This window comes from Paenibacillus polygoni (genome assembly GCF_030263935.1).
GTDB classification, from domain to species: Bacteria; Bacillota; Bacilli; order Paenibacillales; family Paenibacillaceae; genus Paenibacillus; species Paenibacillus polygoni.
Map to the genome: position 1 here is coordinate 1,688,832 of NZ_CP127162.1, position 25,856 is coordinate 1,714,687.

Consider the following 25,856-nt stretch of genomic DNA (forward strand, 5'->3'; position numbering starts at 1 on the left):
TCATCGTAAGTCTTGGAAGTACCAGAAGGGAGAGAATGTCTGTGTATGAGGAAATGAATGAACGTCTTGCGCTACTAAAGGAAAAAGGCAGATTGCTTCACAAATGGACTTCCCGGGAAGAAAACCTGCAAGAGCTTGAAAAAAGGGGAGAAGAACTCCTTTCTGTTCGTAAAGAACATCTGCGTGCAGAACAAAAGGACGTAGATCAGCTGCTTAAGACTTCTTTGTCTTCTTTATTTTATAGTTTGGTAGGAAGAAAAGAAGAGAAGCTGGAGAAAGAGGAGAAAGAACTTTTAGAGAGCAAAGCATTGTATGATGAAGCATCCCGTGCACTTGAGGATATTCGCAGACAGCTGTCTGAGGTGAGAAGCGAGATTGCAGATTTGTATGAGTGGCAGCACTGGGAACAAGAATACGATGAACTTATGGCTGATAAACAGAAAAGCTTGGCAGAATCAGATGATTTTATTCAGAATTGTCTAGAAAATGAGGTCAAAATCAAAGGACAACTGAAAGAGATCGATGAAGCGCTGGGCGCAGGTAATCGAGTACTCGATAGTCTTGATGAGGCTGCGGAGTCTTTAAAATCAGCGGGAAATTGGGGAACTTACGATATGCTTGGTGGAGGAGTGATCTCCACACATATTAAACACAGCCGAATTGGAGATGCAGAAGATCATGTTCATGAGGCTCAGTCCCATCTTCGTAAATTTCAGGAAGAGCTTCGTGATGTCAATGTAATCCTGGATAGTGATTTTGAAATTGGAGGTATGCTTACTTTTGCGGATTATTTCCTGGATGGATTTTTTAGTGACTGGTTGGTACAAAATAAAATCCATGATGCAGAGGATCGTGTTAGCAAAGGGATGGGTGAGGTGGGCAGAGTTCTAATAAAACTCGAATCCACAAAGCAGAAACTACTCCGTGAACTTATGGATTGGGAGAATAAGCGGAAGAGAGCAGTAGAAGAAGCTTAACGATTTTTAACATTACTATTGAGGTTGAATGTATAAAGCCCTTTCAGCAGTGGCGGTGAAGTGTATTTCGGAGAACATATCGGTGAAATGTCAAGAGCAGCTAATGCCGATTTAAAGGGATATCCTCAAGTGTATGAAATCATCACCTTATAATAATAAAAGAAGACCCCGAGAGGGGTCTTTACTATTGAAGGAGAGTATTAAGTTCGATCCTTTGTTTTATCAGGATGTGTGCTAATCTAAGTTTCAATTCATCTTCATTTTGGAGTCATAAGCAGAGTACCTTATAATTATCGAAGTTGAACGCTTAGAGTAGAGAACCAGAAATTCTCCCCTCTTCGAGCTTTTATGATGTAAGTTATGCTTTTTCAATCAAAAGAAATTTAAGCAGTGATGTAAGCAGCTAACAGTCTAGCTGTATTGATTACTGCTTTTTTGTGCGTACGTTCCATAGCGTGGGAAGCATGTACACCAGGTCCGATCAAAGCCGCACGAATATTGTTACCGCCGCGTAGGGCAGCTGTAGCATCTGAACCATAGAAAGGATAGATATCGACAGCGTAGTCGATGTCAGAAGCTTTAGCCAGCTCAATCAGCCTTGATGTCATCTCATAATCATAGGGTCCTGAAGAATCTTTTGCACAAATGGATACGTCGGTTTCTTTACAAGACAGATCGTCTCCAATACAGCCCATATCTACAGCAATCATTTCATCAATATCACTTGGAATATAAGCCGTACCGTGACCAACTTCCTCATAATTGCTGATTAACAGTTTAACTTGATGTTTAGGCTTCCATTGAGTACTTTTAGCTGATTCTAGTAAGGCAAAGAGAGCAGAGACACTTGCTTTGTCATCCAAATGACGGGATTTGATATATCCGCTGGCTGTAAACTCAGCACGCGGGTTAAAAGAAATGAAATCGCCTACTCCGATTCCTAGATCCAAAACATCTTGTTTTGTTTCTACCATCTCATCAATTCGAATTTCCATATGACTTTCTTCTCGTTTGAACTCTCTAGCACCTGAATAGACGTGAACGGATGGGGCCGTAGACATAATTGTACCCGTGTAGGATTTACCGCTGCGAGTATGAATGATGCAGTATTCATTTTCGATCGAATTCATCATGAATCCACCGATAGATGTTAATTTTAGAGTTCCGTTAGAGGTAATGGAACGCACCATGGCACCCAGGGTATCGACATGAGCACTTAACGCGATCGTTCTGCTGTTGTCCTCACCTGGAAGCGTGATAATTGTGCCGCCTTTTGCATTACGTTCATATGAAAATCCCAGTCTCGACGCTTCTATTTCAATGATTTTCATAATGTGATGAGTATACCCGCTCGGGCTAGGAGTGTTAAGTAATGTATCAAGTAATTGTAAAGTATATTTCTCGTTGATTTGAATGCTCATCGTTCCATCTCCCTTGACCTGTGTGTTATCTAATTCTACTTGAAACTGCTGTAAATCATGGAGAATCCCTTACCGGTGGCGGCAAGGGATTCTAAGTACAACATCTTATTTCGTAAGTTGTTCCATTTGAGTAATTACCTCTTCAAATACAGCCATAGCCTCGCGAATCGGTTCTGGAGAAGACATATCAACACCCGCTTTTTTCAGGATATTGATAGAGTAGTCACTTCCACCGCTTTGCAGGAAACCAAGGTAACGATCTACGGCAGGTTGACCTTCTTCCAAAATCTGTTTGGAGAAGCTGGTCGCTGCAGAGAATCCGGTAGCATACTTATAAACGTAGAAGCTGTTGTAGAAATGTGGGATACGCGCCCATTCCATTTCGATATCCTGATCAACTACCATATCATCTCCATGATACTTTTTGTTCAGTTCATAGTAGATTTCGGAGAGAAGCTGAGGTGTTAAGGATTCTCCTTGTTCTGCACGCTCATGAATGATCTTCTCGAATTCAGCAAACATCGTTTGACGGAATACGGTTGTACGGAACTGATCTGCATAATAGGTGAGGAGATACAACTTCTCTTTTGGATCTGTTGATTTTTTAAGCATATAATCCATCAGCAGAGCTTCATTCGTTGTAGACGCAACTTCAGCCAAGAAAATGGTGTACTGCGCGTCTCTATATTTCTGTGCATGGTCTGAGAAATAAGAGTGAAGGGCGTGACCCATCTCATGAGTTAACGTGAACATGCTGTTCAAATTATCTTTATGATTCAAAAGTACGTATGGATGTGTACCGTAGGCGCCCCAGCTGTATGCTCCAGTACGTTTGTTTTCATTTTCGTATACATCAATCCAGCGGTCATTAAATCCTTCCTGAAGAGCATCCAGGTACTTCTCACCAAGAGGCTTCAAGCTTTCTTTAACCGTCTTCTTCGCTTCATCGTAGGAGATATCCATTTTGTACTCATCGACGAGAGGAGCGAAGAGATCATACATATGCAGTTCATCTACTCCGAGCAGCTTTTTGCGCAGTTTCATATAACGCTGAAGCAGCGGCAAGCTTTCATGGATGGTATCAACGAGGTTCGTATACACTTCGGTTGGAATGTTGTCGCCATAGAGGGACATTTCCATAACAGAAGGATATTTACGAACGGTTGAATAAAAAATGTTTTTATTTACGCTCGCGCTAAGCGTAGCAGCGATGGTATTTTTATTTTTCGCGTAAGTGCTGTAGACCGCTTTGAATGCTCTCTCACGCACTTCACGATTTGGATTCTCCAGAAACTGAATATAGCTGCCGTGAGTCAGTTCAACTTCGTTTCCATGCTCATCCTTAATTTTCGGGAATTTGAGATCGGCGTTATTCAGCATACCAAAAATCGTCTGCGGAGCTTGAGACAAGTTACCAACTTGCGCAAGTAAAGCTTCTTCCGCTTTGGATAGAACATGTGCTTTTTCGCGTTTCATCTCTACTAATGTGAATTGGTAAGGCTTAAGAATAGGATTTTCGATAAAAGCATCGAGTTCCTTGTCGGGTAAAGCAAGAATTTCCGGAGTTACAAAAGATAAAGATTCGCTGACCTGCACACTCAACTTTTTCGCCTTTTGAGAAAGTGCTTGATATGTAGGATTTGCCGTATCTTCATCATGATGCATATGAGCGTAAACATACAGACGTTCTGTTTTGAGGGAAATATCATCTTCGAGTTCAAAACAGGATTTTACAGCTTCCGCTTGACTCAGTTTGCCTTGGAATTCTGCTGCTTTTTTGGTCAAAGTTTTGACCTCTTCATATTCTTTATCCCAAGCAGCTTGATTCTCAAATAAATCCTGCAGGTTCCACTGATCTTCTAAAGGTACTTCACTTCGTTTCACTACTTTACTCATATTCATCCTCCTTTGATGATCATTAAATAAAGACGGGCCGGAACGGTCAGCTTGTGCATGAGCGGCACCATTTGCAAATATAAAACTGACTGCAAGCACTAAGAGCAATGTCTTTCGGGCATACAATAGCGGTTCCTCCTTAATGTAAGGCACTAATGCATAGTATGACCGTTCCGGTAATGAAATATTTGAAAGGAAGTAACCGCGAGGGTACCAGGTGAGCGGTTAGCTGCCCATTGTCAACAAACTGTACATAATAAGGAAGAAGGCAAACGCAATCAATAGAATAGAAATAATAGCAAGCGGTCTGCGAAGTCTTTGTGGAAGCGAATCTTTTTTCACAATAACGACAACGCCGAGCAGGAAGGCAGAAACAATAAAAATAAGTATGTTACTGCTGACATCCATATATTCTATACCTCTTTGAAAGCAGCCATGATTTCAGCCCATTCTTCTTCTCTGTCTACAAAATCTTCTTTAGGGAATCGATTCTTTGCCCACTGCATAAGAGCAGGTCTGCTCATAAATGTATGAGTATCTTCTCCCCATTGATCAGAGATTTCACGAAGCACTATATAACGACCTTGTACCTCTACAGTCATCATATTCCATTTGTCTTTTTTATATATTTGATGTTTTTTAATCATGTGCATTTCTCCATTTGCGGTTTTGGTAAAATGATACCTTACCCGAGTTCCAGAAGCAAATTATTTTATAGGTTTGATCAAAACAGGAATTGCATTGTAAAAACTTATGCAGTATAATATAGACATTCGCCATAGATGGCGGTATTTTTAGGAGGTTGTTCATTTGAAAGGTACAGTTAAATGGTTTAATGCAGAAAAAGGTTATGGTTTTCTTCAAGTTGAAGGCGGCGACGATGTATTCGTTCACTTCTCCGCTATTCAAGGAGACGGCTTCAAAACTCTAGAAGAAGGTCAAGCGGTAGAATTCGAAATTACTGATGGAAACCGTGGTCCTCAAGCAGCTAACGTAATCAAACTGTAAGAATTTTTCCGTACTTATCGGATTTCTTATACAAGTTTGTTTGAACCGTGTATTGAAAGCGCAGTTTTCCCGATTTGGGGAGCTGCGCTTTTTTTGATTGTTTCTGTGATTATATTCACACATGCTATAATGTAAATATGATAAAAAATGGGTAGAGGGCTAAAGTTTGATAATATAAATAAGTGACTTAGATTATTTGTACAAAATGGCATGTCATATTATAATGGGTATTGGTTTGAACAGGTATGAATATGTAAAGAACAAAGTGGAGGCACCGTCATTTGATTAACCAAAAACAAAGTTATCGTAATGTTCCACGGGGGCCCATTGGACTAATGAACCGGGTATACAGACATATTTTCCCCGGTGTAAGACAAGAACTTAGTCGCATTAAAATGAGAGCAGAAGAGATTCCGGACCCGGAGCTTAGAACACAGGCACTTGCCAGTATTGCAAGCAAACAGTTTCACTGCGAAGGAGGCGCTGTTTATGCAGCCGCCAATTTGTCGATGAAGGAGATCCTTATTCCGCTCATCGTATCGTACCAAACGATCAGTGATTATTTGGATAATTTATGCGATCGAAGCACTTCCATGGATGCCGATGATTTTAGGTTGCTACATAAATCGATGCTTGACGCGGTTAATCCTGACGCGAAATTAGTAAATTATTATGCACTTCGTAATGAACAAGAAGATGAAGGTTATTTGCATAGTCTTGTATCTACTTGTCAATCCTGCTTAAAGAGGTTGCCCGGATATTCGGCTGTTAAATCTCATGTCCAGGATTTGGTAGGGCTCTATGTTGACTTACAAGTGTACAAGCATATTAAGCCTGAACTTCGTGAACAAGCTTTACTCGATTGGTGGGAACTTCATAAGCAGCGCACGCCGGCATTACAATGGAATGAGTTTGCAGCAGCTACGGGTTCAACACTAGGGGTATTCATGCTTTTCCTTGCTGCTACAGACCCACATCTAGATGATGTTGAAGCTTCCTCTATTCATGCATCCTATTTCCCGCATGTGACAGGACTACACATCATGCTCGATTACTTAATCGATCAGGAGGAAGACAGACAGGGTGGAGATCTTAACTTTTGTAATTATTACGAAAGTGAGAATGAAATGATCGAACGGTTCGCTTATATTGTTGACGAGGCTCGTAACGACGTTTCGCACATTCCCGCCAGCTCTTTTCACCGGATGATTATTGAAGGACTGCTTGCACTATACTTGACTGATCCTAAGGTCAGCGAGCAGCAGGAGGTTCGTTCCGTCTCCAAAAGGTTACTAAGAAATAGCCCGCTAACTAGACGCTTTTTCTTGGTCAATACCAAATGGATTCGTAAACATATGTATGAGAAATAAGAGGAGGAAATCATAATGTCAGCAGTCAAAAAAATTGCAGTGTTAACTAGTGGAGGAGACTCTCAGGGAATGAACGCCGCTGTTCGTGCCGTGGTACGCAGCGGGCTTTACTATGGGCTTGAAGTATTCGGTATTCAACGTGGGTATCAAGGTCTCTTAAATAATGATATTCGCCAAATGGATCTTCGCAGTGTTGGAGATATTATTCAGCGCGGCGGAACCGTGCTTCAATCTGCTCGTTGTAAGGAGTTTATGACACCAGAAGGTCAACAAAAAGGTGCAGACATTCTGAGAGAGCACGGCATCGACGGTCTTGTCGTTATTGGCGGGGACGGATCTTATCAAGGGGCTAACAAGCTGAGTAAACTCGGAATTAATACGATGGCTCTTCCTGGCACAATTGACAATGATATTTCTTATACGGATTACACGATTGGGTTTGATACAGCTACAAGTATTGTAGTAGATGCCATTAACAAACTTCGTGATACCATGTCTTCACATGAACGTTCCTCCATCGTAGAGGTTATGGGTCGCCACTGTGGTGATATCGCACTGCATGCAGGACTAGCATCTGGTGCTGAGACTATTCTTGTTCCAGAAGTTCCATTTGATATGGATGAAGTGGCAAATCGAATGAGATCAAACTTTGAACACGGAAAACGTCATAGTATCATTGTTGTGGCAGAAGGTGTTGGCAAGGGAGAAGACGTGGCTAAAGAAATTATGGAACGCTGCCCAGCATATGAGCCGCGAGTAACCGTTCTAGGTCATATTCAGCGTGGCGGTACGCCAACTCCGTTTGATCGTAACTTAGCTAGCCGTCTAGGTGATTTTGCTGTTCGTAAACTGATTGAAGGTGAATCCGATAAAGCTTGCGGAATTATTAATAATCAGTTGACTCTTACAGACATTGACCTTGTAGTTAATACAAAAAAACCAATTAATATGGAATTGTATGATCTTGCACTTCGCCTTTCACAATAACCTATATAAATTAACCAAAAAGCTGCTCAGTGAATACCTTTTAGGTACACTGAGCAGCTTTTTTACTTACTTGTTAACTTTTGATTATATTTTCGTTGTATTCTAACAAGGCGCCATAACAGGGCGAATGCTCCGAAGCCAAGGCCAACGATTAAACCAATCCAGTACCCGTAAGGTCCGAGAGTTGTATAAGTAGCCGTTATAAACCCGACGGGCAGTCCAATTACCCAAAAAGCAATAAAAGTGATGATAAAAGCAGGGGAAACATCCTTGTAACCTCGTAATGAACCTTGTACGGGTGTGGCTACTGCATCTGAAATTTGAAAGAAAATAGCATATACTAAAAAATGCTGAATCAGACTAATGACCAGAGGGTCGGTAGAGTATATACCAGCAACCTGCTTGCCAAATACAATAAGCACCACAGCAGTAAGTAATGATAGCGTTACAGCACTGCCAATTCCAATGATGCTGTATTTCTTAGCATCCTGTAATCTTTTTGCTCCAACTTCAAAACCGACCAGTATCGTGAGAGCCATACTGATACTAAGAGGAATCATGTATAAGGTAGAAGCAAAGTTTAGGGCAGCTTGATGCGCTGCAATGGTTGCTGTATCAAAACTGCTCATAAGTAAGGTAACCGCTGAGAATACAGAGGTCTCAAAAAAGATCGCAAATCCAATGGGTATACCAATAGTCAAAAGCTCTTTCCATTTACGAATAGAAGGACCATGCCATTTCCGGAAGATGCCATACTCGGCAAAAGGGTGTATACGATGCACAACAACGATAGATATAAAGAATATAATCCAGTACGTACATGCGGAAGCAACACCCGCCCCAACCCCGCCTAGACGAGGGAAGCCAAGTTGACCAAATATCAGTAGATAATTCAGTAAGATATTAATTGGCAAGGAAATGAGCGTAATGATCATCGTTATTCTTGTTTGGCCAAGAGAATCCATAAAGTTACGAAGTACGGTATATCCGAAGAGCGGGATAACCCCAAATGAAATAGCGCATAAGAAATAATAAGCAACCGATTGAACCCGATCTTCAAGACTCATAAATTCTAAAACAGGGCCAATGATGAAACTTCCCACAAGAAGAATAAAAATTGCGATCGTAACAGCAAAATAGAGCGCCTGTATTACATTGAAACGCACATCACTCTTGCGACCGCTGCCGATCAACTGAGATACAATCGGTGTAATTCCCATGAGAATCCCGCTGAGCCCAGTCTGGATGGGCACCCAGAGACTAGCTCCAATCGCCACACCTGCTAAATCTTGCGGGCTGTAGTGGCCTGACATATTGGTGTCAAAAAAAGTGATTGCCGATAACGAAATCTGCGTAATGAGGATGGGGAGCAAAATGATAAGAAATTGCTTCCATTTTTGCGAAGTAGTAAATGTCTGATTCATGTCTATTCTCCATTTATTTCTTGTATAAATTTTGTGAATGCACACAAAGAAATATTTTAATAGAAGTGCCGGAGAATGAACAGAGTAATTTCTTTCTATACGAGTGGAAAAAGAGAAGAAAATTCATGAAAAAATAAAAAACCGCTATGCCAAAGAAATGGCAATAGCGGCGGCGTGCGGTTTTATTGTAAATACATATTGTCTTGCTGTTCACAAATACTGTACTGAATAATTTCCATAGCATCCTCTGGTTCCAAAATTCCGAATCCATCCCGAAGCACAATTAACGAATTGAGTTCATGTTGCCTTAGAGTGGGGAGCATTTCTGGAAACCATTTTGAGACGATATCAGACAGTTTTACCCTTTCCATTTCCACAAATAATCACCCTTTCCTCACTTAGAATCATTCAGCAAAGAATCATTCATTGCCTGGAAAAGCCGTGTGCTTGGTGAAATTACGGATAGACAAGATAAGCTCTTGAGAACATGAGTTGCAATACACGTATGCATTCATAGTATACCACAAGGACCTTAAATATTACACTTGACAAACACCCTAATTCTTCCTAAAAGAACCCATAATCCCGACAGTTTCTACAATGTTAACAAATGCCTTCGGATCGGTATCCTTGATAATTTGTTTAATTTCGTCGAGTTCATATTTTGTCGTTACCGTCATCAGCATATCTTTTTCATGTTCAGTGAAGGCACCTTGTGTTTTGATTTTGGTGACTCCTCGCTGCCTTGGCAACAATTTTTTTAGCATGGTCTCTGTCTCGTTGGTAACGATAAATAAAGTCACTTTTACATGCCCGATATGAATAAGGTCAATAATTTTGCCTGTTATATAAATGGATAATACAGAGATTAAGGCAATATTCCAGTCATCATTCAAATATCCGGCAAGCATAATGATAATCCCGTTCATACACGCCATAATCGTTCCGATAGGAAAATCTCGGTACCGGGTAATAATGGAAGCAACGATATCGAGACCTCCAGATGATCCTCCTGCCCGGTATGCAAGGCCAGTTCCTACCCCTATCAGTACCCCCCCAAATACCGAAGAGAGGAGCGGGTCTACTACGACGGCAGTTACAGGTACTAAATTTAACATCCATGTCGTCGCTATAACATTCAATATGCTAAAAGTGATAAACCTTCTGCCGAGCATAAACCAACCGGCAATAAGGAGCGGGATGTTAAGAGCGAAGTACATGAAGTTAAAATCAAGACTGGTGAAATATCCGATCAGCATGGATACACCAGAAATACCCCCACTAAGAAGCTCATGAGGGATTAAAAAAAGATTGAAGCCTGCTGCAATAATGGCACCGCCTATAAAAACAAGTGCGGATTTTGTTAGTAATTTAAACACTTTCTCACCTCAACAATAATTCATATTATAATGCTAGCTGGTAATTGTAAATCGTTTTGTGATATAATATTGTTTAGATGTTCTTGAGTAGGTCGCTTTTTTCGGAAAAAGCATGTTTTGTTTTCAGCAAGTTTCAATTAAACATCATATGTAGTTTAGTCAATAATAGAGGGAAAGTATTCTCAAAATTATTGAAAAAAGGTGAAATCGTGCAGAAAACTTCGCATGATCCAACAGCCCAATAAATGTAACGCTACTTAAGAATACAGATAACGAAGTGGATCTGTCCACATGTCCACCATATAAAAGGAGTTTGAAAAAATTTGACAACTTTCTCAGAATTTAATTTGGAACCTAAGGTTCTGCAAGCAATTACGGAACTAGGATTCGAAGAAGCAACACCCATTCAATCGAAATCAATCCCATTAGCACTTGGCGGAAGTGATTTGATTGGACAAGCACAAACAGGTACAGGTAAAACGGCTGCGTTTGGTATTCCACTCATCAGCAAAATCGACAGAGCTGACGAAAAAATTCGTGCCCTGATTATGGCACCTACCCGTGAACTTGCTATTCAAGTAGCAGAAGAAATCGAGAAACTTTCTCGTTTTAAAGGGATCCGCACTCTTCCAATCTACGGCGGTCAAGATATCGTTCGCCAAATTCGCGCTTTGAAAAAGAAACCACAAGTGATTATCGGTACACCGGGTCGTTTGCTTGACCATATCAACCGTAAAACAATCAAACTTGAAGATGTACAAACTGTTGTACTGGACGAAGCTGATGAAATGCTCGATATGGGATTCATGGAAGATATCCAATCGATCCTGAAACAAGTTCCAGACGAGCGTCAAACGATGTTGTTCTCGGCTACAATGCCTCCTAACATTCAAAAACTTGCACAACAATTCTTGAAAAACCCAGAGCACGTATCCGTTATTCCTAAACAAGTAAGCGCACCGCTTATCGATCAATCTTATATCGAAGTACCTGAACGTCAAAAATTTGACGCGCTGAGCCGTTTGCTTGATATGGAATCTCCTGAGCTTGCTATCGTATTCGGTCGTACAAAACGCCGTGTAGACGAGCTTGCAGAAGCTTTGCAAAAACGTGGATACTCTGCAGATGGTTTGCATGGTGACCTTTCTCAGAATCAACGTGACGCTGTAATGCGTAAATTCCGTGATGGAAGCATTGATGTACTCGTAGCTACAGACGTAGCAGCTCGTGGACTTGACGTTTCTGGCGTAACGCATGTAGTAAACTTTGACCTTCCACAAGATCCTGAGAGCTATGTTCACCGTATTGGTCGTACAGGCCGTGCAGGTAAAGAAGGGGCAGCTTACTCTTTCGTAACTCCGCGTGAAATTGATCATTTGCACTTCATCGAGCGTGTAACTCGTCACCGCATTCCGCGTAAACCGCTTCCTACACTTGCTGAAGCAATTGAAGGTAAACAACGCGTAACTGCAGAGCGTCTTCTTGAAATTGTTCAAGATGGTGAACTGAACGAGTACAAAGGTATTGCGATTCAAATGCTTGAGCAGTACGATTCTGTACAACTCTTATCTGCAGCTCTGAAACTCCTTACAGGAGACAAAAAAGATGCAACGATCGAACTTACACCTGAGGATCCGATTCGTGCGAAACGTCGTAAACCAGATGTTCGTTCTAGTGGACGTAAGCCTTCTGGCGGTTACGGTGGTAATCGCAGCGGCGGATACAACCGCAGCGGCAGCGGAAGCAGCAACCGAGGCGGATACAACAGTGGTGGACGTAAAGAAGGCGGATATAATCGTGACCGTGATCGTGATCGCAAACCGCGTTCTTATAGCAGCAATAACAGTGCTGGCAACAACAGCAATAACAATAGCGGTGAGCGCAGACCTCGTCGTGAAGATTCTTCATTTGAATAAGATACAAAAAGAAGACGAAGCATATGATGCTTCGTCTTTTCTGTTATTTAACAGAAGAAGGTTTTAGAAATAATGACAAGCAGGATGAATAAAACGAGAATCGTACCTATGGAGAACCATTCAAATCCACCAGTACCACATCCACCAACAACAGGACCGCAGCCGTAAGACATCGCTTTCACCTCCCTACGATCAGAAGAATGTTTTGCTCTGCTACTACACTTTATCCTATGGATGAATTAAGAAATATGACTAGATATATGCCTAAACGTCTAATAAATAGGCTTATACCTTGTTATTTCAGCAAAATATACATTTTTTTATAAATGGAAAGCCTCGTATTTGCCTGAGATGCTAGCTTTTCATTATAGTTATGCGGTATAGTTACTAGTAGAGATCACGAATAACTCTGGATTTTCTGGAGCGGTCAATTTACATTATGAATGGATATTCTTTGCTAACAGAGCTGCGTTTGCCTTGTATTCATACATAATATAAAGCACTACTCGGATTCGAGAATCCGCATCTAAGATGATACATGGGGCTGAATTTCGGAATAAATGAAATTTTTCCTGTGTGTAAGGAGGAGAAAAATTTGGAGTTTAAGGGAGCAATGGGAGGCATATATCGCCTTACGGAATGGATCACTAGATTTGCAGGGGCTAACCTGTTATGGGTACTCTGTGCTTCACCATTCTTTTTCTTTACGATTGTGAAGATTCTCGTATTGGGGCAAGGAATGACGAATGAATCGCTGCAAATGAACTGGGCCATCGCAGTTGTGGCACCGTTTACATTCTTTCCTGCGACAGCAGCCTTATTTGGTGTAGTTCGTAAGTGGGTCATGGGGGATCCTGATGTCCCTGTATTCAAAACCTTTTTTGCCGGTTACAAAGATAACTTTAAGCAAAGTATGTTAGGCGGTATTTTCTATACTATTCTATTTGTTGTAATGTATTTGGATTATACCGTATACATGACACAATTTCAGAATTTGCAGTTAATTGGCATTATTATGCTGATTCTATTACTATTACTTGGTGTTTCTATGTTTAACTTCTTTTCGATGGTGGTTCATTACCACATGTCGATTGGACTCATCATTAAGAATGCTGTGCTCATTACGTTAATCCGTCCCTTCCGCGTGTTCTCAACTCTGCTTGGAGCGGGATTAGTAACTTATATTGGTGCACAGTATCCAGCATTGTTCTTTTTCTTTATTGGCAGCATCATTGCATGGTTTGCTTTCTTTAATTTCTACGCTACTTTCACCAAAATGCAGGAACAAATAGAGAAAATGCAAGCAGATCAAGCAGATGAAGAGGGAACTCTAGAAGAACCATCCTCAGAGTCCCGCACAGAATTGAAATAAGAAGAGTCGTGATGATTAGCATATTCTGTTTTCTTATTTACATTTACATGGAATAGCGCTATAATTGTTTCTACATCCTGCGGTGTTCGTATCGGTTATTCGTTGTTTTTGAACCAATGACTATGTCTCGGGAGATCAAACGAGGTGCGGCTGAAACGCCCTGTCTATATGACATGGGGACTTCATAACCAGCTCTGAGATCACCCACCTGCTATCGCAGGTTCAGAAGACAATATAATCGGACGGCATTTGCGGGAATCCTTTTCAGGATTTAAGAAACATCTCCACGTACTCTGTAAGGGTGCTTTGAGATGTTTTTTTAGTTTTATTAGACATGGCGAATAGACGCAGCTCATTAGTCTTCCCGTTCTAATTACGAATGGATTTTATTATAATTACATAGGTTGTTCTGCTCACTTTTGTTCTGTGATAGAGAATGTTACACTAGACTAAAGAAAAAAGGGAGCGGCTATATATAAAGGGGGAAGAGACTTGTCACTCAAAAGAACACTTGTCGGTATTATCCGCAGTATGGAAGGAACAAGCGATCGAGCTAAGGATCCCAAAATGAAAACACGTTACTATAACTTGTCAAGAGATAAAGCATGGGAAGAAATTTCCTCTCTAATGAAGAAGATTCCTGGCTACAAAGTACTTCACGAGGTACCTTCTGTGGGTGAAATTACGATGGAGAAACGCACTACTTTTGGCCGTACATTAGATATTACGGTGACTTTAATTCAAGTGACACCTGTCCGTACGGCGGTTGATATTTATTCTGCTTCAAAAGGTTCATTAGGAGATCTTGGAGCGAACTATCGGATTATAATACAACTTTTTGATATTATTGATAAGAAGCTCTCCAGGTATAAAGTAACCGGAGAATAAAATAAAAAGCGAGCAAGGACAAGTCCTCGTTCGCTTTTTTTGTGTGACAGGAATTACAAAAGTTCTTTTACTGCTTGAATTGCTGCTTCAAAGTTAGGCGGCTCTGCCATTTCCGCCAGATACTCTACATATGTAATTTTGTCGTTTGCATCAATTACAAAAATAGAACGCATATCAAGTGCGAATTCTTTAATGAGAACACCATATGCTTGACCAAAGGAGTTCGTTTTGTAATCCGAAAGGGTTACTACTTTATCCACGCCTGCTGCACCGCACCAGCGAGCTTGAGCAAAAGGTAGATCTGCGCTTACTGTTAAGATAACTACATTCTCTCCAAGAGAAGCAGCCTCTTCATTGAAACGGCGAGTTTGTGCATCACATACACCCGTATCTAGGGAAGGAACGACGCTGATCAGTTTGATTTTGCCAGCATAGTCCGAAAGAGTTACTTCAGTAAGCAAGTCTTTGTTTAGTGTAAAGTTGGGAGCTGGATCTCCCGCTTTCAGTTCGGGTCCGATCAGTGTGAGGGGACTGCCTTTAAATGTGGCTACGCCACTACGTTCTTGGGACATCTATGTGTGCCTCCTTAAAATTGGTTATCTTCATACTTATCTATTATAATCGTATTAGCAAGTTTATGTCCAATGCAGGGCATTTAAGAAAGGGTGTAGTTATGATATTTTTGCGTTATGAGAACTGGAAAGGATACATAAAGTATTATCCGATAACCACGATCTTACTTGCAGCTAACGTCATTATGTTTATAGTATTAGTCTTTAATGGTGGATCGGAGAATCCTTACACCTTAATAAAATTTGGAGCTTTAGCTAATATCCCTCCATTGAATGAGGAAGTTTGGCGCTTATTCGCTTCGATGTTCCTTCATTCTGGATTTAGTCATTTGTTCTTTAATTGTTTTGCCTTGCTGGTATTTGCACCGCCGCTGGAAAGATTACTTGGTTGGTGGAAATATGCTTTTTTATACGTAGCAAGTGGTTTTATTGGTAATCTGATTACACAGGGTTATTATAATAACCTGTCGTCAGCCGCATTTTCGGTGGGAGCATCAGGTGCAATCTATGGTGTTTATGGTGCATTTTTGTATATAGCTATTTTCCAGCGCAACAAGATGGATGAAGCCTCAAGAAAAGTGATGTATACCATTTTAGGATTTGGTATTATTTTTTCATTAGGTGTAGCGAACATTAATTTAGTTGCTCATTTTGGCGGGCTGATTGCTGGCTTTTTCATATACGGGTTACTAATTAGATTATTTAAACAGAAGCATCGTTGATTCATTCGTACTTGCATGATACAGTAGAGTCAAGAAGAGCATCCTTGGAATACTTGGATGGTTTTAGTAGATTGGAGCGATTAAACGAGTGGAACTACGACAGTTGCAGTACTTTTTAAAGGTTGCACAGAAAGAACACGTGACTCAAGCTGCGGAAGAGCTTCATGTAGCTCAATCCGCAGTAAGTCGCCAGATTCATCATCTTGAAGAGGAACTCGGAGTCGACTTGTTTATGCACAAGGGAAGAAATTTGCAACTTACTCCTGTGGGACAATTATTCTGTAAAAGAGTAGAGGGGATTCTTAAGGACTTGGATCGGGCTGTTGGTGAGGTACATGAATTTTCGGACCCGGAAAAAGGGGAAATTCGTATTGGTTTCCCGCATAGTCTTGGTATTCACCTTATTCCTTCTGTCGTATCGGAGTTTAGAAAGCGCTATCCTAATGTGAAATTTAAATTTAAACAAGGGATGTACCCAACATTGATTAGAGATGTATTATCTTCAGAAGTAGATCTAGCGTTTATTTCTCCTTTTCCTGAAAAACATGAGCAGATCGGCGGGGATGTCGTTCTTACAGAAGAGTTGTATGCCATTTTACCACAAAACCACCCGCTTGCTGGAGAAGAAACCATTCGATTGGAACAATTAAAAGAAGACAAGTTCATCTTATTTAGCAAAGGTTATTCTCTAAGGCCGATCGTATGGCATGCTTGTTTAGAAGCAGGATTTACTCCGAGGATTGCATTTGAAGGTGAAGAGACAGATGCTATACGCGGTCTTGTAGCAGCGGGAATGGGTGTGAGTGTTCTCCCGGAAATGGCTTTATTTCAAACCAACCCGCTTCAACCTGCTAGAGTAAGGTTATCAAGCCCGAGAGTAACTCGTTCCATCGGACTGATTCATCGAAATGATGAGAAGTTGCCGCTGGTTGCGCAGTCTTTCCGGTCATTTTTACTTGATTACTTTGGCTTAGAAAATAACAAAACCCCAGTCAATTAAGACTGGGGTTCTTATATATTCTCTATTCACGGTTACTTGTGAAAATCGCAATGTATCTAATAAGCTCAAGTAGGGAGATAAGAGCAGCAGCTACATAAGTCAGGGCTGCGGCATTAAGAACTTTACCAACACCACGTTCTTCTTCCCTCTGAATGAAACCTTCTTGTACAATAATGTCGCGAGCACGGTTGCTGGCATTAAATTCAACAGGAAGGGTAATCAATTGAAAGGCTACTGTTACCGAGAAGAAAATGATACCAAGACCAATTAAATTAAAAGCATTAAAGATAAATCCACCCAAAATAAGAAATGGTGCAATACCGGATGCAAAGTTCACGACTGGGAAAATTCTGTGACGCAATACGAGCATTGGATAATGTTCTTTATGCTGAATCGCGTGACCCACCTCGTGAGATGCAACAGAAACGGCTGAAATGGATCTTTCGTAATACACGGGCTCTGACAGACGAACCACACGGTGAATCGGGTCATAGTGGTCAGATAGAGCGCCGCGAACAGGCTCAATCGGAACATCATGAAGTCCGTTAAGATCGAGCATGCGTCTTGCAACATCATAGCCTGTCATTCCGGTGGTGTTTTCTACTTTAGCCCATTTATTAAATGTACCTTTTACTCGGAACTGGGCCCAAAGTGACAATATAAATGCAACAATAATTAGAACATACAGAAATCCCATAAACTTACCTCCATATTATTATAAATAACTACATCATGGAGCTTTCAAGCAAAATCTTCAGTGCTTCCATACAAGCGGCACTTTTCGTTAACAACCCTGCAACGACTTTGCGCTGATGGGTTGGTTTCATGTCTTGAAGGAGAGGTTTCAGTTCGTTCATTTCTCGTTCAAGCTGCTGTACATGAATTTCCAGACTGTTAAGTTTGCTTGTAACCTGCTCATTTGAGGAAACGGAGCTCCATTTTTCTAAAGACTGTTTAATCTCTTCGAGACTATACTTCTCTAGTTTCATCTGGATAATACGTTCGAGACGAGACAAGGTTTCATGATTGTATAATCTATAGTTTTTTTGTGTACGTTGCTCTGGCGTGATTAGCCCAAGCTTCGTGTAATAGTCAATCGTACGTTCACTGACACCGGCAGCTTTCGACAATTCACCGATTCGATACAGTTTCATATCCCCATCGAGAACACTCACCTTTCCCTATTCAATAAACAATATGATACATGAAGAAGAACCGTACAGTCAAACGTTACACTTTTTAGGTCCTTATATACACTTGCTCTCATAATTAGTCAAAAAAATAAACGAAAGTGGTAACGATTTCATAAAAATATATACATTGTAATAATTATATGGTAATGATTATAATCTTAATGATAATTAATTTCTTATTGGTTGTTAATTTATATGACATATATATTTCGATTAATAAAATGTTGGATCTATGCGAAAAGGACAGGAGGCAGGAAATATGGATAACCTGGAAGATGTGGATTCCGCCTTTACACTCAAGCAAGCTCGCATGAAGAGACAAGAGGAGTTACAAAAGGAAATAGATCAGATAAATATTCTGGAATGGTATCAACACGTTAATGATTTGCATGATGCCATTGCCAAAAAAGCGATCGAGCTTACAGAAAAAGAAATGCGTGAAGAGGGTTATGGCCTGGCACCCGTTCCTTATGCTTTCGTTGTATTTGGCAGTTCTGGAAGAAGGGAAGCTACGCTGTGGAGTGATCAGGATAACGGACTTATTATTAGTGATGAAGAGCATCCAGACAAAGAACGTTTTTTCAAAGAGTTTGGTATAAGACTAAGTAATATGCTGGAGTCAGCAGGTTATGCGAAATGTGAAGGAAAAGTAATGTGTTCTGAAACGTTATGGGCGAGAACGCTCTCTTCCTGGAGGGAGCAGCTCAGTGAATGGTCGAGTGACTTACAATGGGAACCGGTACGCTACTATATTATTGCTGCTGATATGCGGCATGTTGCGGGAGATCTCACGCTATCTCATCAGTTTCAGGAATATTTCTCTTTCCTGTTTGAATCCACACCTGATTTAGCTGCGGCTGTATTACGTAACACGGTAAGGCATAAGGCTACTTTAAATATCCTTGGCCAAGTTGTGAAGGAACGTTTTGGGGAGCATGCTGGAGGATTTGATGTGAAATACGGTATGTATATTCCGCTTGTGAACAGCGGACGCTATTTTTCTTTACAGCACAGTCTGAAAGAGACAAATACACTTCAGCGCTTAACGAAACTTTCGACTCTCGAAGCAGCCCCGTCCAGCCTTATTGAACCTTGTGAAAAAGCATTCTTGATTACACTGCATTTAAGAAGAAGCGCTCAGATGAAGGAAGATCATGGTGTGCTATCAAGCAGCGGATATATTGACCAAGATCAGTTAAGAGATAAAGACACGTTATATAAACTGAGAATAGGACTGTCTGCTGTGAAGAAAATTCACCGGAATCTGCAAAGACAACTTCGGTTTGTCGAGAGGGGCCGTCTATGAAAGAGCCAAGCAGGGGAAATAACGGTTTTTGGAACTCGTTTAGACAAGGCGGAGTACCGTCTGCAATCGCTTCTATGATGGGGACTCCTACGGCACAGCACATGGCTTTTTTACGATCTCTCATGAGAGAAAATCGGCGGCCGGAGACCTTGCGGACACCGCTTCATGAACTGGACGCTGTTGTATTTGATTTAGAGACGACAGGTTTTGCGCCCCAGCATGGAGATGAAATTTTGTCTTTTGGTGCTGTGCGGGTTATCGGGGGGAAAGTAGTAGAAGAGGAACAGTTTTATACTCTTGTTAAAACGAAGAACCGTATTCCGGAGCACATTGCTGAGCTTACTGGAATCACAACGGAAATGTCCCAAGATGCTCCTCAGCTGTTGAATGGACTGCATGATTTTATGTCTTTTGTAGGGGGGCGGGTTCTTATAGCCCATGCGAGTGCACATGACAAATCTTTTCTGAATGCTGCCTTATGGAAAACCTCAAAAGTGAGACTAAGCCACCGCGTCATTGATACCATGATGCTGGCGAGATGGCTTGAACCGCAGCGATCTGGTTATGGACTTGATGAACTCCTTCAATCAAGAAATATTGAAATTAAGGGGAGACACCATGCGTTAGAAGATGCGATGATGACAGCCCGTTTATGGGGAGCTTATCTCGATGATATTTCAAAAATGAATGTGGTAACCTTATCTGATCTTTATCATCATCTAAGTCACGAATAGTGCGGCATGCCTAAGGCTGTATCCATGTTCTTGCTTTACTACCTCGTAAGCTTTAACTTCTAATCGCTGCTCGTTGGGATCGATTCCTGCAATAAGATAGACTTTCATCAATTGTCCGTATGACTGCAAGTCCTGAAGATCCTCAGCTGAGGGAAGCGGAACGGAAATAGGATGCGTATGATATAGACCTACTAAGTCAGGAGATGTCAGCAGATGATGGACCCATACTTCAGGTTCAAGCTCAAAGTGATGATTGGGCTTTGCTGCCACGTTTTTGACAGGTATTATGGAATGGATGTCAACAGAATCGTCAATGGACGAAGTTCCTAGCAGTAAACCGCATCCTTCAAAAGGCGTGGATGTATGGAATTGGTTTTTTATTTGTTCGTTCATTGCAGCCGTCATTCGGATGATCATGTTAAGGGGCTCCTTTTTATTCTTGGGATAAGGATAAGATTGAGATAGGATCATGCGGCTCCTTTTTAGAAAAGGAGTTTTTTGTGATATAATGAACCAAAATTAGGGATAAAATGAGATCAATAGGAAATCAATAATGAAAGCATATATAGTCTATAACATGGAAAAAGGATGGGCAAATGAAACGTAACTTGTATATATGGGCTGGAATTCTACTGCTGATCGGTTTTGCGTTTTGGCAAACAAGTAATAAAGAAGGGGGGGTGTCCATTCAAAATGTATTCCAACCGGACAAACCTCTTCCTACAGAAACGGGGGCGAAAGCAGGACTGCTTGCTCCACCTTTTGAGTTAAAGGGACTAGAGAATAAAGAAGAAACTTATAGAGTAGGCGGGACAAGAGAAAAAGCACTCCTGCTTAATTTTTGGGCATCATGGTGTGATCCTTGTAAGATGGAAGCTGCCTCGTTAAATTTGCTTGCGAAAAACTACAAAGATAAGCTTGATGTATACGGAGTTAATGTAACGAAATATGATACGGAAAAAGACGCCAAACAATTTGTTGACACATTTAAACTTCAATTTCCAATCCTAACGGATGAAGATGGAGCAGTTTATGATTTATATAAAGGAATGGCATTTCCAACGAACGTTCTGATTGATAAAAACGGCGTGATTCAAGAGATTATTCTGGGCATTCTGACAGAAGAAGAACTAGAGAAGAAAGTTGAGGCGCTTGTGAAAAAATAAAAAGAGGCTGCAGATGATGAGATCTGGTCATAGCCCCGTCAAGTAGACATTAAAAAAAGAGGATTTTCCATTTACGCGGCGACTTTTTCCCGGAATTCGATTGGGGAGAGGTCGCCGAGTTTGTTTTGGAAACGTTCCTTATTGTAAAATGAAATATACTCCGTAATTTGGCTTCTTGCTTGTTCCAGATTATTAGGCTTTTCCAAATACAGCTTTTCCGTCTTTAAGTGGGAAAAGAACGACTCGATACAAGCATTGTCATAGCAGTTTCCACGTCGGGAATGACTCCCTGTCAACTGCTTCTCTTCAAGCAACTTAGCATAGCTTTTCGAGGTATACTGAAACCCTTGGTCCGAATGGAGCAAAGAGGGTCCATCTTTTAGTTGCTGCACAGTGTCCATAACGAGTTTTAGGTCATTGCGCTCGGAGAGTTCCCAGGCTACTATTTCGTTGTTATATAAATCCATTACAGCCGAGAGATAAGCAAATTCATGCCCAATCCGGACATATGTAATATCTGTCACAAGCTTCTGCACAGGAGCAGTCGCAGAGAATTCCCGATTTAAGACATTAGGGAACAAGGCCGATGGTTTGCGGCCACAAAACGGACGTTTCTTGCGAATAACAGAACGAATCTGAAGTTCTCTCATTAAGCGACGGACCTTCTTGTGATTCACAACGAAGCCTTCTTTTCCTAAAGCAGTACGCATTCGCTTGTAACCGAAATACGGACGAATTCGATGAATGCTCAAGATGTGTGCCTTTAGATCTGCATCACGATTTGCTCGTTTCTCTCGATGAACTAAATTCTTCTTCCATTTATAGTAGCCTGCACGTGATATTTCAGCGATTCTACATAGCCAAACTACGGGAGCCACTTTGCTTATTTCTCGAATGGACTGGCACCGGGCTTCGAAATCCAGCTTCCCTCCCCGTGCAAGTTTGGATTTAGCTTTTTTAGATATTCTACCTGCGCTTTCAGATATGCATTTTCTTCTTCCGCACTACTAAAATGCTTCTTCGCCCAACGTCCCCGGTAATCCTCAAACCCCTCACCATTTTGGCATTTACGAACCCATGTGATAATCTGGCTCTCACTTTTGATTCCAAACTTCTCCATGATTCGACTGTACGTCCACCCTTCTTCTACTCGCAAACGGACAGCCTCTTTCTTCGTTTCTTCACTATATCGATTAAAAGTTTGACCTTTCTTCGCTGACATAACAAAAATCCCCTCCGGTTTTCCAGTGTTTGAGTTCATTGTAACATGTTCTCTTTTTTCACTGTCTACCATGAGGGGATAATACCAATCTGCAGCCTCTTTTTCATAGATAAGATCTGCACTTAGCGCTTAATGGTTAACTAATCCTTGGTGCGGTAAAGCATCCGGTTCAATGAATTCAGAGGGATCTTCCTCAAGAAGTGCATACCGGAAACTGTGTACGAGTGCTTCCCAGCTCGCTTCAATAATATTCTCAGAAACCCCTACGGTGTTCCAGGAATCGGTGAAGTTTTTGGATTCGATAAGAACTCTAACTTTGGCAGCTGTCGTATCTTTATCATCAAGGACTCTAACTTTATAGTCGGATAAATGCATGTTTTTTAAAGATGGATAATAAGTAATGAGTGCTTTACGAAGTGCATTATCCAGTGCATTCAGCGGACCGTTACCTTCTGCGGCAGTATAGTGACTGCGTCCGCCAACGTTGATCTTGACAAAGGCTTCGGATACAACCGGTTTGCCGACGTTTTTCTCAACTAACATCTTAAAAGACTCAAAGGTAAACAGCTCTTGCATTTCACCGTTTGCTTCCCGAATGAGGAGTTCAAGAGAAGCATCTGCTCCTTCAAACTGATAGCCTTGATGTTCGAGATCTTTAATTTTGTTAATTACGTTCTTTGTCTGTTCACTGGTTGGATCAAATTCAATTCCCATGTCTTTGGCCTTGGATACAATGTTGCTCTGTCCTGCGAGCTCAGATACGAGTATTCTTTGTTTGTTACCGACTTGTTCGGGAACAATATGTTCATAAGTACGAGAATCACGCATGATGGCTGATACGTGAATGCCGCCTTTATGTGCAAAAGCAGCGTTACCTACATACGGCTGATTTACCGGCATATTGACATTGGCAATCTCACTGATATATCTAGCTACATTGGTTAACTGTGCCAGTTTTTCTTCTTCAACGCATTCATAACCGAATTTAAGCTGTAAATTAGGAATGACGGAGCACAGATTTGCATTACCACAACGTTCCCCGTAGCCATTGATTGTCCCTTGAACTTGTCTTGCCCCGCTATTGATGGCTGCCAGTGCATTGGCTACAGCCAGCTCACAGTCATTGTGGGTATGGATGCCAAAGTTTGCATGTGGCAGTTGCTCTGTCAGGGACGAGACCACCTCATGGACTTCATGCGGCATCGTTCCCCCGTTCGTATCACACATTACAAGCCAGTCAGCGCCGGCTTCATATGCTTTTTTCATGACAGAAACGGCGTACTCCGCATTATTTTTATAGCCGTCAAAAAAATGTTCTGCATCAAAAATGACCTCTAGTCCGCTTTGTTTCAGGTAACGGATGGAGTCATAAATCATTTCTAAGTTCTCTTCCAGTGTCGTTTGGAGTGCAGTATGCACATGAAAATCCCAAGACTTGCCCACGAGCGTAGCTGCATCTGCACCTGATTCAATAATACGATTTAGATTCGCATCTTCAGAAGCAACACTGCCCTTACGGCGTGTACTGCCAAAGGCTACGATTTTTGCAGAAAGTCCGAGCTTCTGAACTCGTTTGAAGAATTCAATGTCTTTCGTGTTACTGCCTGGAATGCCGCCTTCAATATACTGTACTCCAAGGAAATCAAGCTTCCTCGCAATATGTAATTTGTCGTCTACAGATAAACTGATTCCTTCACCTTGTGTGCCATCGCGAAGTGTAGTATCAAAGATAGAGATGGACTTAGACATGATATGTTATCCCCCTTTTAAGAAGTCACCCTTAACTTTATAATTTTACTATTATATCAGTTCTTACCTAGAAAGTAAGATGTTATTTGTAATTATTGTAGATGAATCCATTTATTTTAGACGTATTCCGGTATACTTAAGGAGATATTAACGGTAAAATAAAATTTTGATGAATTGAATTATATCTATTTTTTAGTGAGTAAAGAGTAAAGAAGGTATCCGCATGGAGAACGTAAAGGATTATTATCCAGTGAAGGGCCGTGTCATTTTACATGTAGATATGAATGCTTTTTATTGCTCCGTTCATGCTGCGGAAAGGCCTGATCTATATGCAGGAAAACCAACCGCCGTTGCGGGCAGCAGTGAAAAGCGGAAAGGTGTTATCGTCACCTGTTCTTACGAAGCACGTAAACTAGGGATCAGTACAGGAATGGTCGTAAATCAGGGACTTCGAAAATGCCCTGAACTGATCGTTATTACACCGGACTTTCACCTATATCGTAAATACTCCAAGGCATTTATGAAGATCGCCTATGAATATACGCCAGAACTAGAGGCCACTTCTATTGATGAATGTTATCTAGACATTACAGGATCAAAACAATTCGGTACGCCGATCCAGATTGCAGAAGAAATTCAGAGAAGAATTAATGAAGAACTGGGGATTCCTTGTTCTATAGGGATTGCTCCTAATAAATTGCTGGCAAAAATGGGCTCAGATATGAAGAAGCCAAACGGGATTACCGTTCTTCGGTTGCGGGATGTTGAAAAAATTCTATGGAGTAAGCCGTGCGCGGAATTGTTTGGGATTGGACAAAAAACAGCAGAGAAACTGCGAAAACTTAACATTATGACCATTGGGCAGCTTGCGAAGGCAGATGAACAAATGTTAAAAGATTATTTTGGCGTGCTTGGAACATGGATGAAGCAAGCAGCAAATGGAATCAGTCATTCACCCGTACTCGCTAATCGTGAGCCGAATAAGTCAATCGGTCACACCACAACGCTACCTGAAGATATTTCGAATGAAAGCGACATTAACCGGGTACTGCTGAATATCAGTGACCAAGTGGGACGGCGTTTGAGAAGACAAGGGATGATGGCAGGCGGGATACAGCTTACCATTCGCACACCTGATATGAGAACCATTACTCGGTCCCATGCGCTGCAGGCACCTACTGACTTCGACAAGGATATTTATAAAGAGGCTGTAAACTTATTTTACCGGCAGTTTGGTGCAGGCAAACCGATTAGGCTGCTCGGGATTACGCTTCAAAATCTAATTCCGAAGAGTGAATCTGTAGTGCAGCTAGATCTATTCGATTATCAAGAACAGCCGAAAAAAGAGTCTCTTATTAAGGTAATGGACACATTAAGAGATAAATTTGGAGAAAATGCGGTGGTAACTGCAGGGATGCTTGGAGACGATCCATCGACGCTGATTCGTAACTATAAATCGCGTGGAACATCCTTACAAAAGGATAATCTTTCTCTCCCAGAATAGGGACTTGACAATGTCCTAAGTACAGTTCAAAATGATTTGTGTTTGTTATC

27 protein-coding genes and 1 other RNA gene are annotated in these 25,856 nt (G+C 41.2%); 14 read left to right on the top strand and 14 right to left on the bottom strand.

Annotated features, from left to right (window positions below; translation table 11 throughout):
* Positions 1-35: 35 nt before the first annotated feature.
* A complete protein-coding gene (locus QPK24_RS08115) occupies positions 36-977 on the top strand; it encodes a hypothetical protein (RefSeq protein ID WP_285747721.1) in 942 nt (313 codons plus the stop codon).
* Positions 978-1,360: 383 nt separating this feature from the next.
* Here QPK24_RS08115 and QPK24_RS08120 read toward each other — a convergent pair whose 3' ends face one another.
* The 4 genes from QPK24_RS08120 to QPK24_RS08135 form a co-directional block, all read right to left on the bottom strand.
* Positions 1,361-2,398 carry a M42 family metallopeptidase gene (locus QPK24_RS08120; RefSeq protein ID WP_285747723.1) on the bottom strand — a complete coding sequence of 346 codons (1,038 nt, stop codon included), beginning with the start codon at positions 2,396-2,398 and terminating at the stop codon, positions 1,361-1,363.
* Between the two features lie 105 nt (positions 2,399-2,503).
* Entirely contained in the window at positions 2,504-4,294 is a 1,791-nt protein-coding gene (gene pepF, locus QPK24_RS08125) for an oligoendopeptidase F (protein ID WP_285747726.1), read from the bottom strand.
* 225 nt (positions 4,295-4,519) lie between these two features.
* Positions 4,520-4,702 carry a hypothetical protein gene (locus QPK24_RS08130; RefSeq protein WP_160033008.1) on the bottom strand — a complete coding sequence of 61 codons (183 nt, stop codon included), beginning with the start codon at positions 4,700-4,702 and terminating at the stop codon, positions 4,520-4,522.
* A gap of 5 nt (positions 4,703-4,707) precedes the next feature.
* Complete coding sequence (locus QPK24_RS08135) at positions 4,708-4,941, bottom strand: hypothetical protein (RefSeq protein ID WP_160033009.1); 234 nt, start codon at positions 4,939-4,941, stop codon at positions 4,708-4,710.
* 163 nt (positions 4,942-5,104) lie between these two features.
* On the opposite strand from QPK24_RS08135, the gene QPK24_RS08140 reads away from it, so the two are divergent.
* From QPK24_RS08140 to pfkA, 3 genes are all read left to right on the top strand, one after another.
* Positions 5,105-5,302, top strand: coding sequence for a cold shock domain-containing protein (locus QPK24_RS08140; RefSeq protein ID WP_160033010.1), 198 nt, complete (start codon positions 5,105-5,107; stop codon positions 5,300-5,302).
* A 335-nt stretch (positions 5,303-5,637) separates the two neighbouring features.
* Positions 5,638-6,672: a tetraprenyl-beta-curcumene synthase family protein gene (locus QPK24_RS08145; protein WP_285749183.1), complete on the top strand. Its 1,035-nt coding sequence runs from the start codon at positions 5,638-5,640 to the stop codon at positions 6,670-6,672.
* Positions 6,673-6,687: 15 nt separating this feature from the next.
* A complete protein-coding gene (gene pfkA / locus QPK24_RS08150) occupies positions 6,688-7,659 on the top strand; it encodes a 6-phosphofructokinase (protein WP_213532191.1) in 972 nt (323 codons plus the stop codon).
* Positions 7,660-7,721: 62 nt separating this feature from the next.
* On the opposite strand, the gene QPK24_RS08155 is transcribed toward pfkA, so the two are convergent.
* The 3 genes from QPK24_RS08155 to QPK24_RS08165 all read right to left on the bottom strand — a co-directional run bounded on the left by QPK24_RS08155 (position 7,722) and on the right by QPK24_RS08165 (position 10,462).
* Entirely contained in the window at positions 7,722-9,083 is a 1,362-nt protein-coding gene (locus QPK24_RS08155) for an MATE family efflux transporter (RefSeq protein ID WP_285747732.1), read from the bottom strand.
* 182 nt (positions 9,084-9,265) lie between these two features.
* Positions 9,266-9,454 (bottom strand): hypothetical protein, encoded by a 189-nt coding sequence (locus tag QPK24_RS08160; RefSeq protein WP_201450707.1) that lies wholly within the window; start codon positions 9,452-9,454, stop codon positions 9,266-9,268.
* Between the two features lie 186 nt (positions 9,455-9,640).
* On the bottom strand, positions 9,641-10,462 hold the full coding sequence (locus tag QPK24_RS08165) for a YitT family protein (RefSeq protein ID WP_285747734.1): 822 nt from the start codon (positions 10,460-10,462) through the stop codon (positions 9,641-9,643).
* A 323-nt stretch (positions 10,463-10,785) separates the two neighbouring features.
* Here QPK24_RS08165 and QPK24_RS08170 point away from each other — a divergent pair, with 323 nt between their 5' ends.
* A complete protein-coding gene (locus tag QPK24_RS08170; protein ID WP_285747736.1) occupies positions 10,786-12,378 on the top strand; it encodes a degradosome RNA helicase CshA in 1,593 nt (530 codons plus the stop codon).
* A 47-nt stretch (positions 12,379-12,425) separates the two neighbouring features.
* On the opposite strand, the gene QPK24_RS08175 is transcribed toward QPK24_RS08170, so the two are convergent.
* Positions 12,426-12,551 (bottom strand): YjcZ family sporulation protein, encoded by a 126-nt coding sequence (locus QPK24_RS08175; RefSeq protein WP_285747739.1) that lies wholly within the window; start codon positions 12,549-12,551, stop codon positions 12,426-12,428.
* A gap of 422 nt (positions 12,552-12,973) precedes the next feature.
* On the opposite strand from QPK24_RS08175, the gene QPK24_RS08180 reads away from it, so the two are divergent.
* From QPK24_RS08180 to QPK24_RS08190, 3 genes are all read left to right on the top strand, one after another.
* Positions 12,974-13,750, top strand: coding sequence for a YesL family protein (locus QPK24_RS08180; RefSeq protein WP_285747740.1), 777 nt, complete (start codon positions 12,974-12,976; stop codon positions 13,748-13,750).
* A gap of 71 nt (positions 13,751-13,821) precedes the next feature.
* A non-coding RNA gene (ssrS, locus tag QPK24_RS08185) (6S RNA) lies at positions 13,822-14,012 on the top strand.
* Positions 14,013-14,242: 230 nt separating this feature from the next.
* Positions 14,243-14,638 carry a DUF1499 domain-containing protein gene (locus QPK24_RS08190; RefSeq protein WP_285747742.1) on the top strand — a complete coding sequence of 132 codons (396 nt, stop codon included), beginning with the start codon at positions 14,243-14,245 and terminating at the stop codon, positions 14,636-14,638.
* A gap of 53 nt (positions 14,639-14,691) precedes the next feature.
* Here QPK24_RS08190 and tpx read toward each other — a convergent pair whose 3' ends face one another.
* Positions 14,692-15,210 carry a thiol peroxidase gene (gene tpx, locus QPK24_RS08195; RefSeq protein WP_285747744.1) on the bottom strand — a complete coding sequence of 173 codons (519 nt, stop codon included), beginning with the start codon at positions 15,208-15,210 and terminating at the stop codon, positions 14,692-14,694.
* A gap of 101 nt (positions 15,211-15,311) precedes the next feature.
* On the opposite strand from tpx, the gene QPK24_RS08200 reads away from it, so the two are divergent.
* Positions 15,312-15,932, top strand: a complete 621-nt coding sequence (locus tag QPK24_RS08200) for a rhomboid family intramembrane serine protease (RefSeq protein ID WP_285747746.1) — start codon at positions 15,312-15,314, stop codon at positions 15,930-15,932.
* An 88-nt stretch (positions 15,933-16,020) separates the two neighbouring features.
* On the top strand, positions 16,021-16,932 hold the full coding sequence (locus QPK24_RS08205) for a glutamate biosynthesis transcriptional regulator GltC (RefSeq protein ID WP_160033024.1): 912 nt from the start codon (positions 16,021-16,023) through the stop codon (positions 16,930-16,932).
* A gap of 22 nt (positions 16,933-16,954) precedes the next feature.
* Here the strand turns inward: QPK24_RS08205 and QPK24_RS08210 are convergent, their stop codons facing one another.
* Positions 16,955-17,629: a zinc metallopeptidase gene (locus QPK24_RS08210; protein ID WP_285747748.1), complete on the bottom strand. Its 675-nt coding sequence runs from the start codon at positions 17,627-17,629 to the stop codon at positions 16,955-16,957.
* 28 nt (positions 17,630-17,657) lie between these two features.
* Complete coding sequence (locus QPK24_RS08215) at positions 17,658-18,086, bottom strand: MerR family transcriptional regulator (protein ID WP_285747750.1); 429 nt, start codon at positions 18,084-18,086, stop codon at positions 17,658-17,660.
* A gap of 298 nt (positions 18,087-18,384) precedes the next feature.
* On the opposite strand from QPK24_RS08215, the gene QPK24_RS08220 reads away from it, so the two are divergent.
* Both QPK24_RS08220 and QPK24_RS08225 read left to right on the top strand, forming a co-directional pair.
* Positions 18,385-19,431 (top strand): DUF294 nucleotidyltransferase-like domain-containing protein, encoded by a 1,047-nt coding sequence (locus QPK24_RS08220; protein ID WP_285747752.1) that lies wholly within the window; start codon positions 18,385-18,387, stop codon positions 19,429-19,431.
* Complete coding sequence (locus QPK24_RS08225; RefSeq protein WP_285747754.1) at positions 19,428-20,165, top strand: exonuclease domain-containing protein; 738 nt, start codon at positions 19,428-19,430, stop codon at positions 20,163-20,165. The genes QPK24_RS08220 and QPK24_RS08225 overlap by 4 nt, the downstream gene beginning before the upstream one ends.
* On the opposite strand, the gene QPK24_RS08230 is transcribed toward QPK24_RS08225, so the two are convergent.
* On the bottom strand, positions 20,151-20,582 hold the full coding sequence (locus QPK24_RS08230; protein WP_285747756.1) for a Mov34/MPN/PAD-1 family protein: 432 nt from the start codon (positions 20,580-20,582) through the stop codon (positions 20,151-20,153). The two genes, QPK24_RS08225 and QPK24_RS08230, sit on opposite strands and share 15 nt — an antisense overlap.
* A 179-nt stretch (positions 20,583-20,761) precedes the next feature.
* Between QPK24_RS08230 and QPK24_RS08235 the strand changes: the two genes are divergently transcribed.
* Positions 20,762-21,331 (top strand): TlpA family protein disulfide reductase, encoded by a 570-nt coding sequence (locus tag QPK24_RS08235; protein WP_285747758.1) that lies wholly within the window; start codon positions 20,762-20,764, stop codon positions 21,329-21,331.
* Positions 21,332-21,402: 71 nt separating this feature from the next.
* Here QPK24_RS08235 and QPK24_RS08240 read toward each other — a convergent pair.
* Both QPK24_RS08240 and cimA read right to left on the bottom strand, forming a co-directional pair.
* A protein-coding gene (locus QPK24_RS08240; RefSeq protein ID WP_407082915.1) for an IS3 family transposase occupies positions 21,403-22,553 on the bottom strand; the annotation gives its coding sequence in 2 pieces (ribosomal slippage) (positions 21,403-22,292 and positions 22,292-22,553; 1,152 coding nt in all).
* 129 nt (positions 22,554-22,682) lie between these two features.
* On the bottom strand, positions 22,683-24,302 hold the full coding sequence (cimA, locus tag QPK24_RS08245) for a citramalate synthase (protein WP_285747760.1): 1,620 nt from the start codon (positions 24,300-24,302) through the stop codon (positions 22,683-22,685).
* A gap of 223 nt (positions 24,303-24,525) precedes the next feature.
* On the opposite strand from cimA, the gene QPK24_RS08250 reads away from it, so the two are divergent.
* Positions 24,526-25,806 (top strand): DNA polymerase IV, encoded by a 1,281-nt coding sequence (locus QPK24_RS08250; protein ID WP_285747762.1) that lies wholly within the window; start codon positions 24,526-24,528, stop codon positions 25,804-25,806.
* Positions 25,807-25,856 lie beyond the last annotated feature (50 nt).

Excerpts from the sequence above, each read along its gene's own strand:
- QPK24_RS08160 (WP_201450707.1), bottom strand. The coding sequence starts at position 9,454 with ATGGAAAGGGTAAAACTGTCTGATATCGTCTCAAAATGGTTTCCAGAA.
- QPK24_RS08175 (WP_285747739.1), bottom strand. The coding sequence starts at position 12,551 with ATGTCTTACGGCTGCGGTCCTGTTGTTGGTGGATGTGGTACTGGTGGA.
- QPK24_RS08200 (WP_285747746.1), top strand. The coding sequence starts at position 15,312 with ATGATATTTTTGCGTTATGAGAACTGGAAAGGATACATAAAGTATTAT.
- QPK24_RS08235 (WP_285747758.1), top strand. The coding sequence starts at position 20,762 with ATGAAACGTAACTTGTATATATGGGCTGGAATTCTACTGCTGATCGGT.
- QPK24_RS08115 (WP_285747721.1), top strand. The coding sequence starts at position 36 with ATGTCTGTGTATGAGGAAATGAATGAACGTCTTGCGCTACTAAAGGAA.
- QPK24_RS08145 (WP_285749183.1), top strand. The coding sequence starts at position 5,638 with ATGAACCGGGTATACAGACATATTTTCCCCGGTGTAAGACAAGAACTT.
- QPK24_RS08225 (WP_285747754.1), top strand. The coding sequence starts at position 19,428 with ATGAAAGAGCCAAGCAGGGGAAATAACGGTTTTTGGAACTCGTTTAGA.
- pepF (WP_285747726.1), bottom strand. The coding sequence starts at position 4,294 with ATGAGTAAAGTAGTGAAACGAAGTGAAGTACCTTTAGAAGATCAGTGG.
- QPK24_RS08210 (WP_285747748.1), bottom strand. The coding sequence starts at position 17,629 with ATGGGATTTCTGTATGTTCTAATTATTGTTGCATTTATATTGTCACTT.
- QPK24_RS08230 (WP_285747756.1), bottom strand. The coding sequence starts at position 20,582 with ATGATCATCCGAATGACGGCTGCAATGAACGAACAAATAAAAAACCAA.
- QPK24_RS08220 (WP_285747752.1), top strand. The coding sequence starts at position 18,385 with ATGGATAACCTGGAAGATGTGGATTCCGCCTTTACACTCAAGCAAGCT.
- QPK24_RS08135 (WP_160033009.1), bottom strand. The coding sequence starts at position 4,941 with ATGATTAAAAAACATCAAATATATAAAAAAGACAAATGGAATATGATG.
- QPK24_RS08130 (WP_160033008.1), bottom strand. The coding sequence starts at position 4,702 with ATGGATGTCAGCAGTAACATACTTATTTTTATTGTTTCTGCCTTCCTG.
- QPK24_RS08250 (WP_285747762.1), top strand. The coding sequence starts at position 24,526 with ATGGAGAACGTAAAGGATTATTATCCAGTGAAGGGCCGTGTCATTTTA.
- pfkA (WP_213532191.1), top strand. The coding sequence starts at position 6,688 with ATGTCAGCAGTCAAAAAAATTGCAGTGTTAACTAGTGGAGGAGACTCT.
- cimA (WP_285747760.1), bottom strand. The coding sequence starts at position 24,302 with ATGTCTAAGTCCATCTCTATCTTTGATACTACACTTCGCGATGGCACA.
- QPK24_RS08215 (WP_285747750.1), bottom strand. The coding sequence starts at position 18,086 with ATGAAACTGTATCGAATCGGTGAATTGTCGAAAGCTGCCGGTGTCAGT.
- QPK24_RS08120 (WP_285747723.1), bottom strand. The coding sequence starts at position 2,398 with ATGAGCATTCAAATCAACGAGAAATATACTTTACAATTACTTGATACA.
- tpx (WP_285747744.1), bottom strand. The coding sequence starts at position 15,210 with ATGTCCCAAGAACGTAGTGGCGTAGCCACATTTAAAGGCAGTCCCCTC.
- QPK24_RS08155 (WP_285747732.1), bottom strand. The coding sequence starts at position 9,083 with ATGAATCAGACATTTACTACTTCGCAAAAATGGAAGCAATTTCTTATC.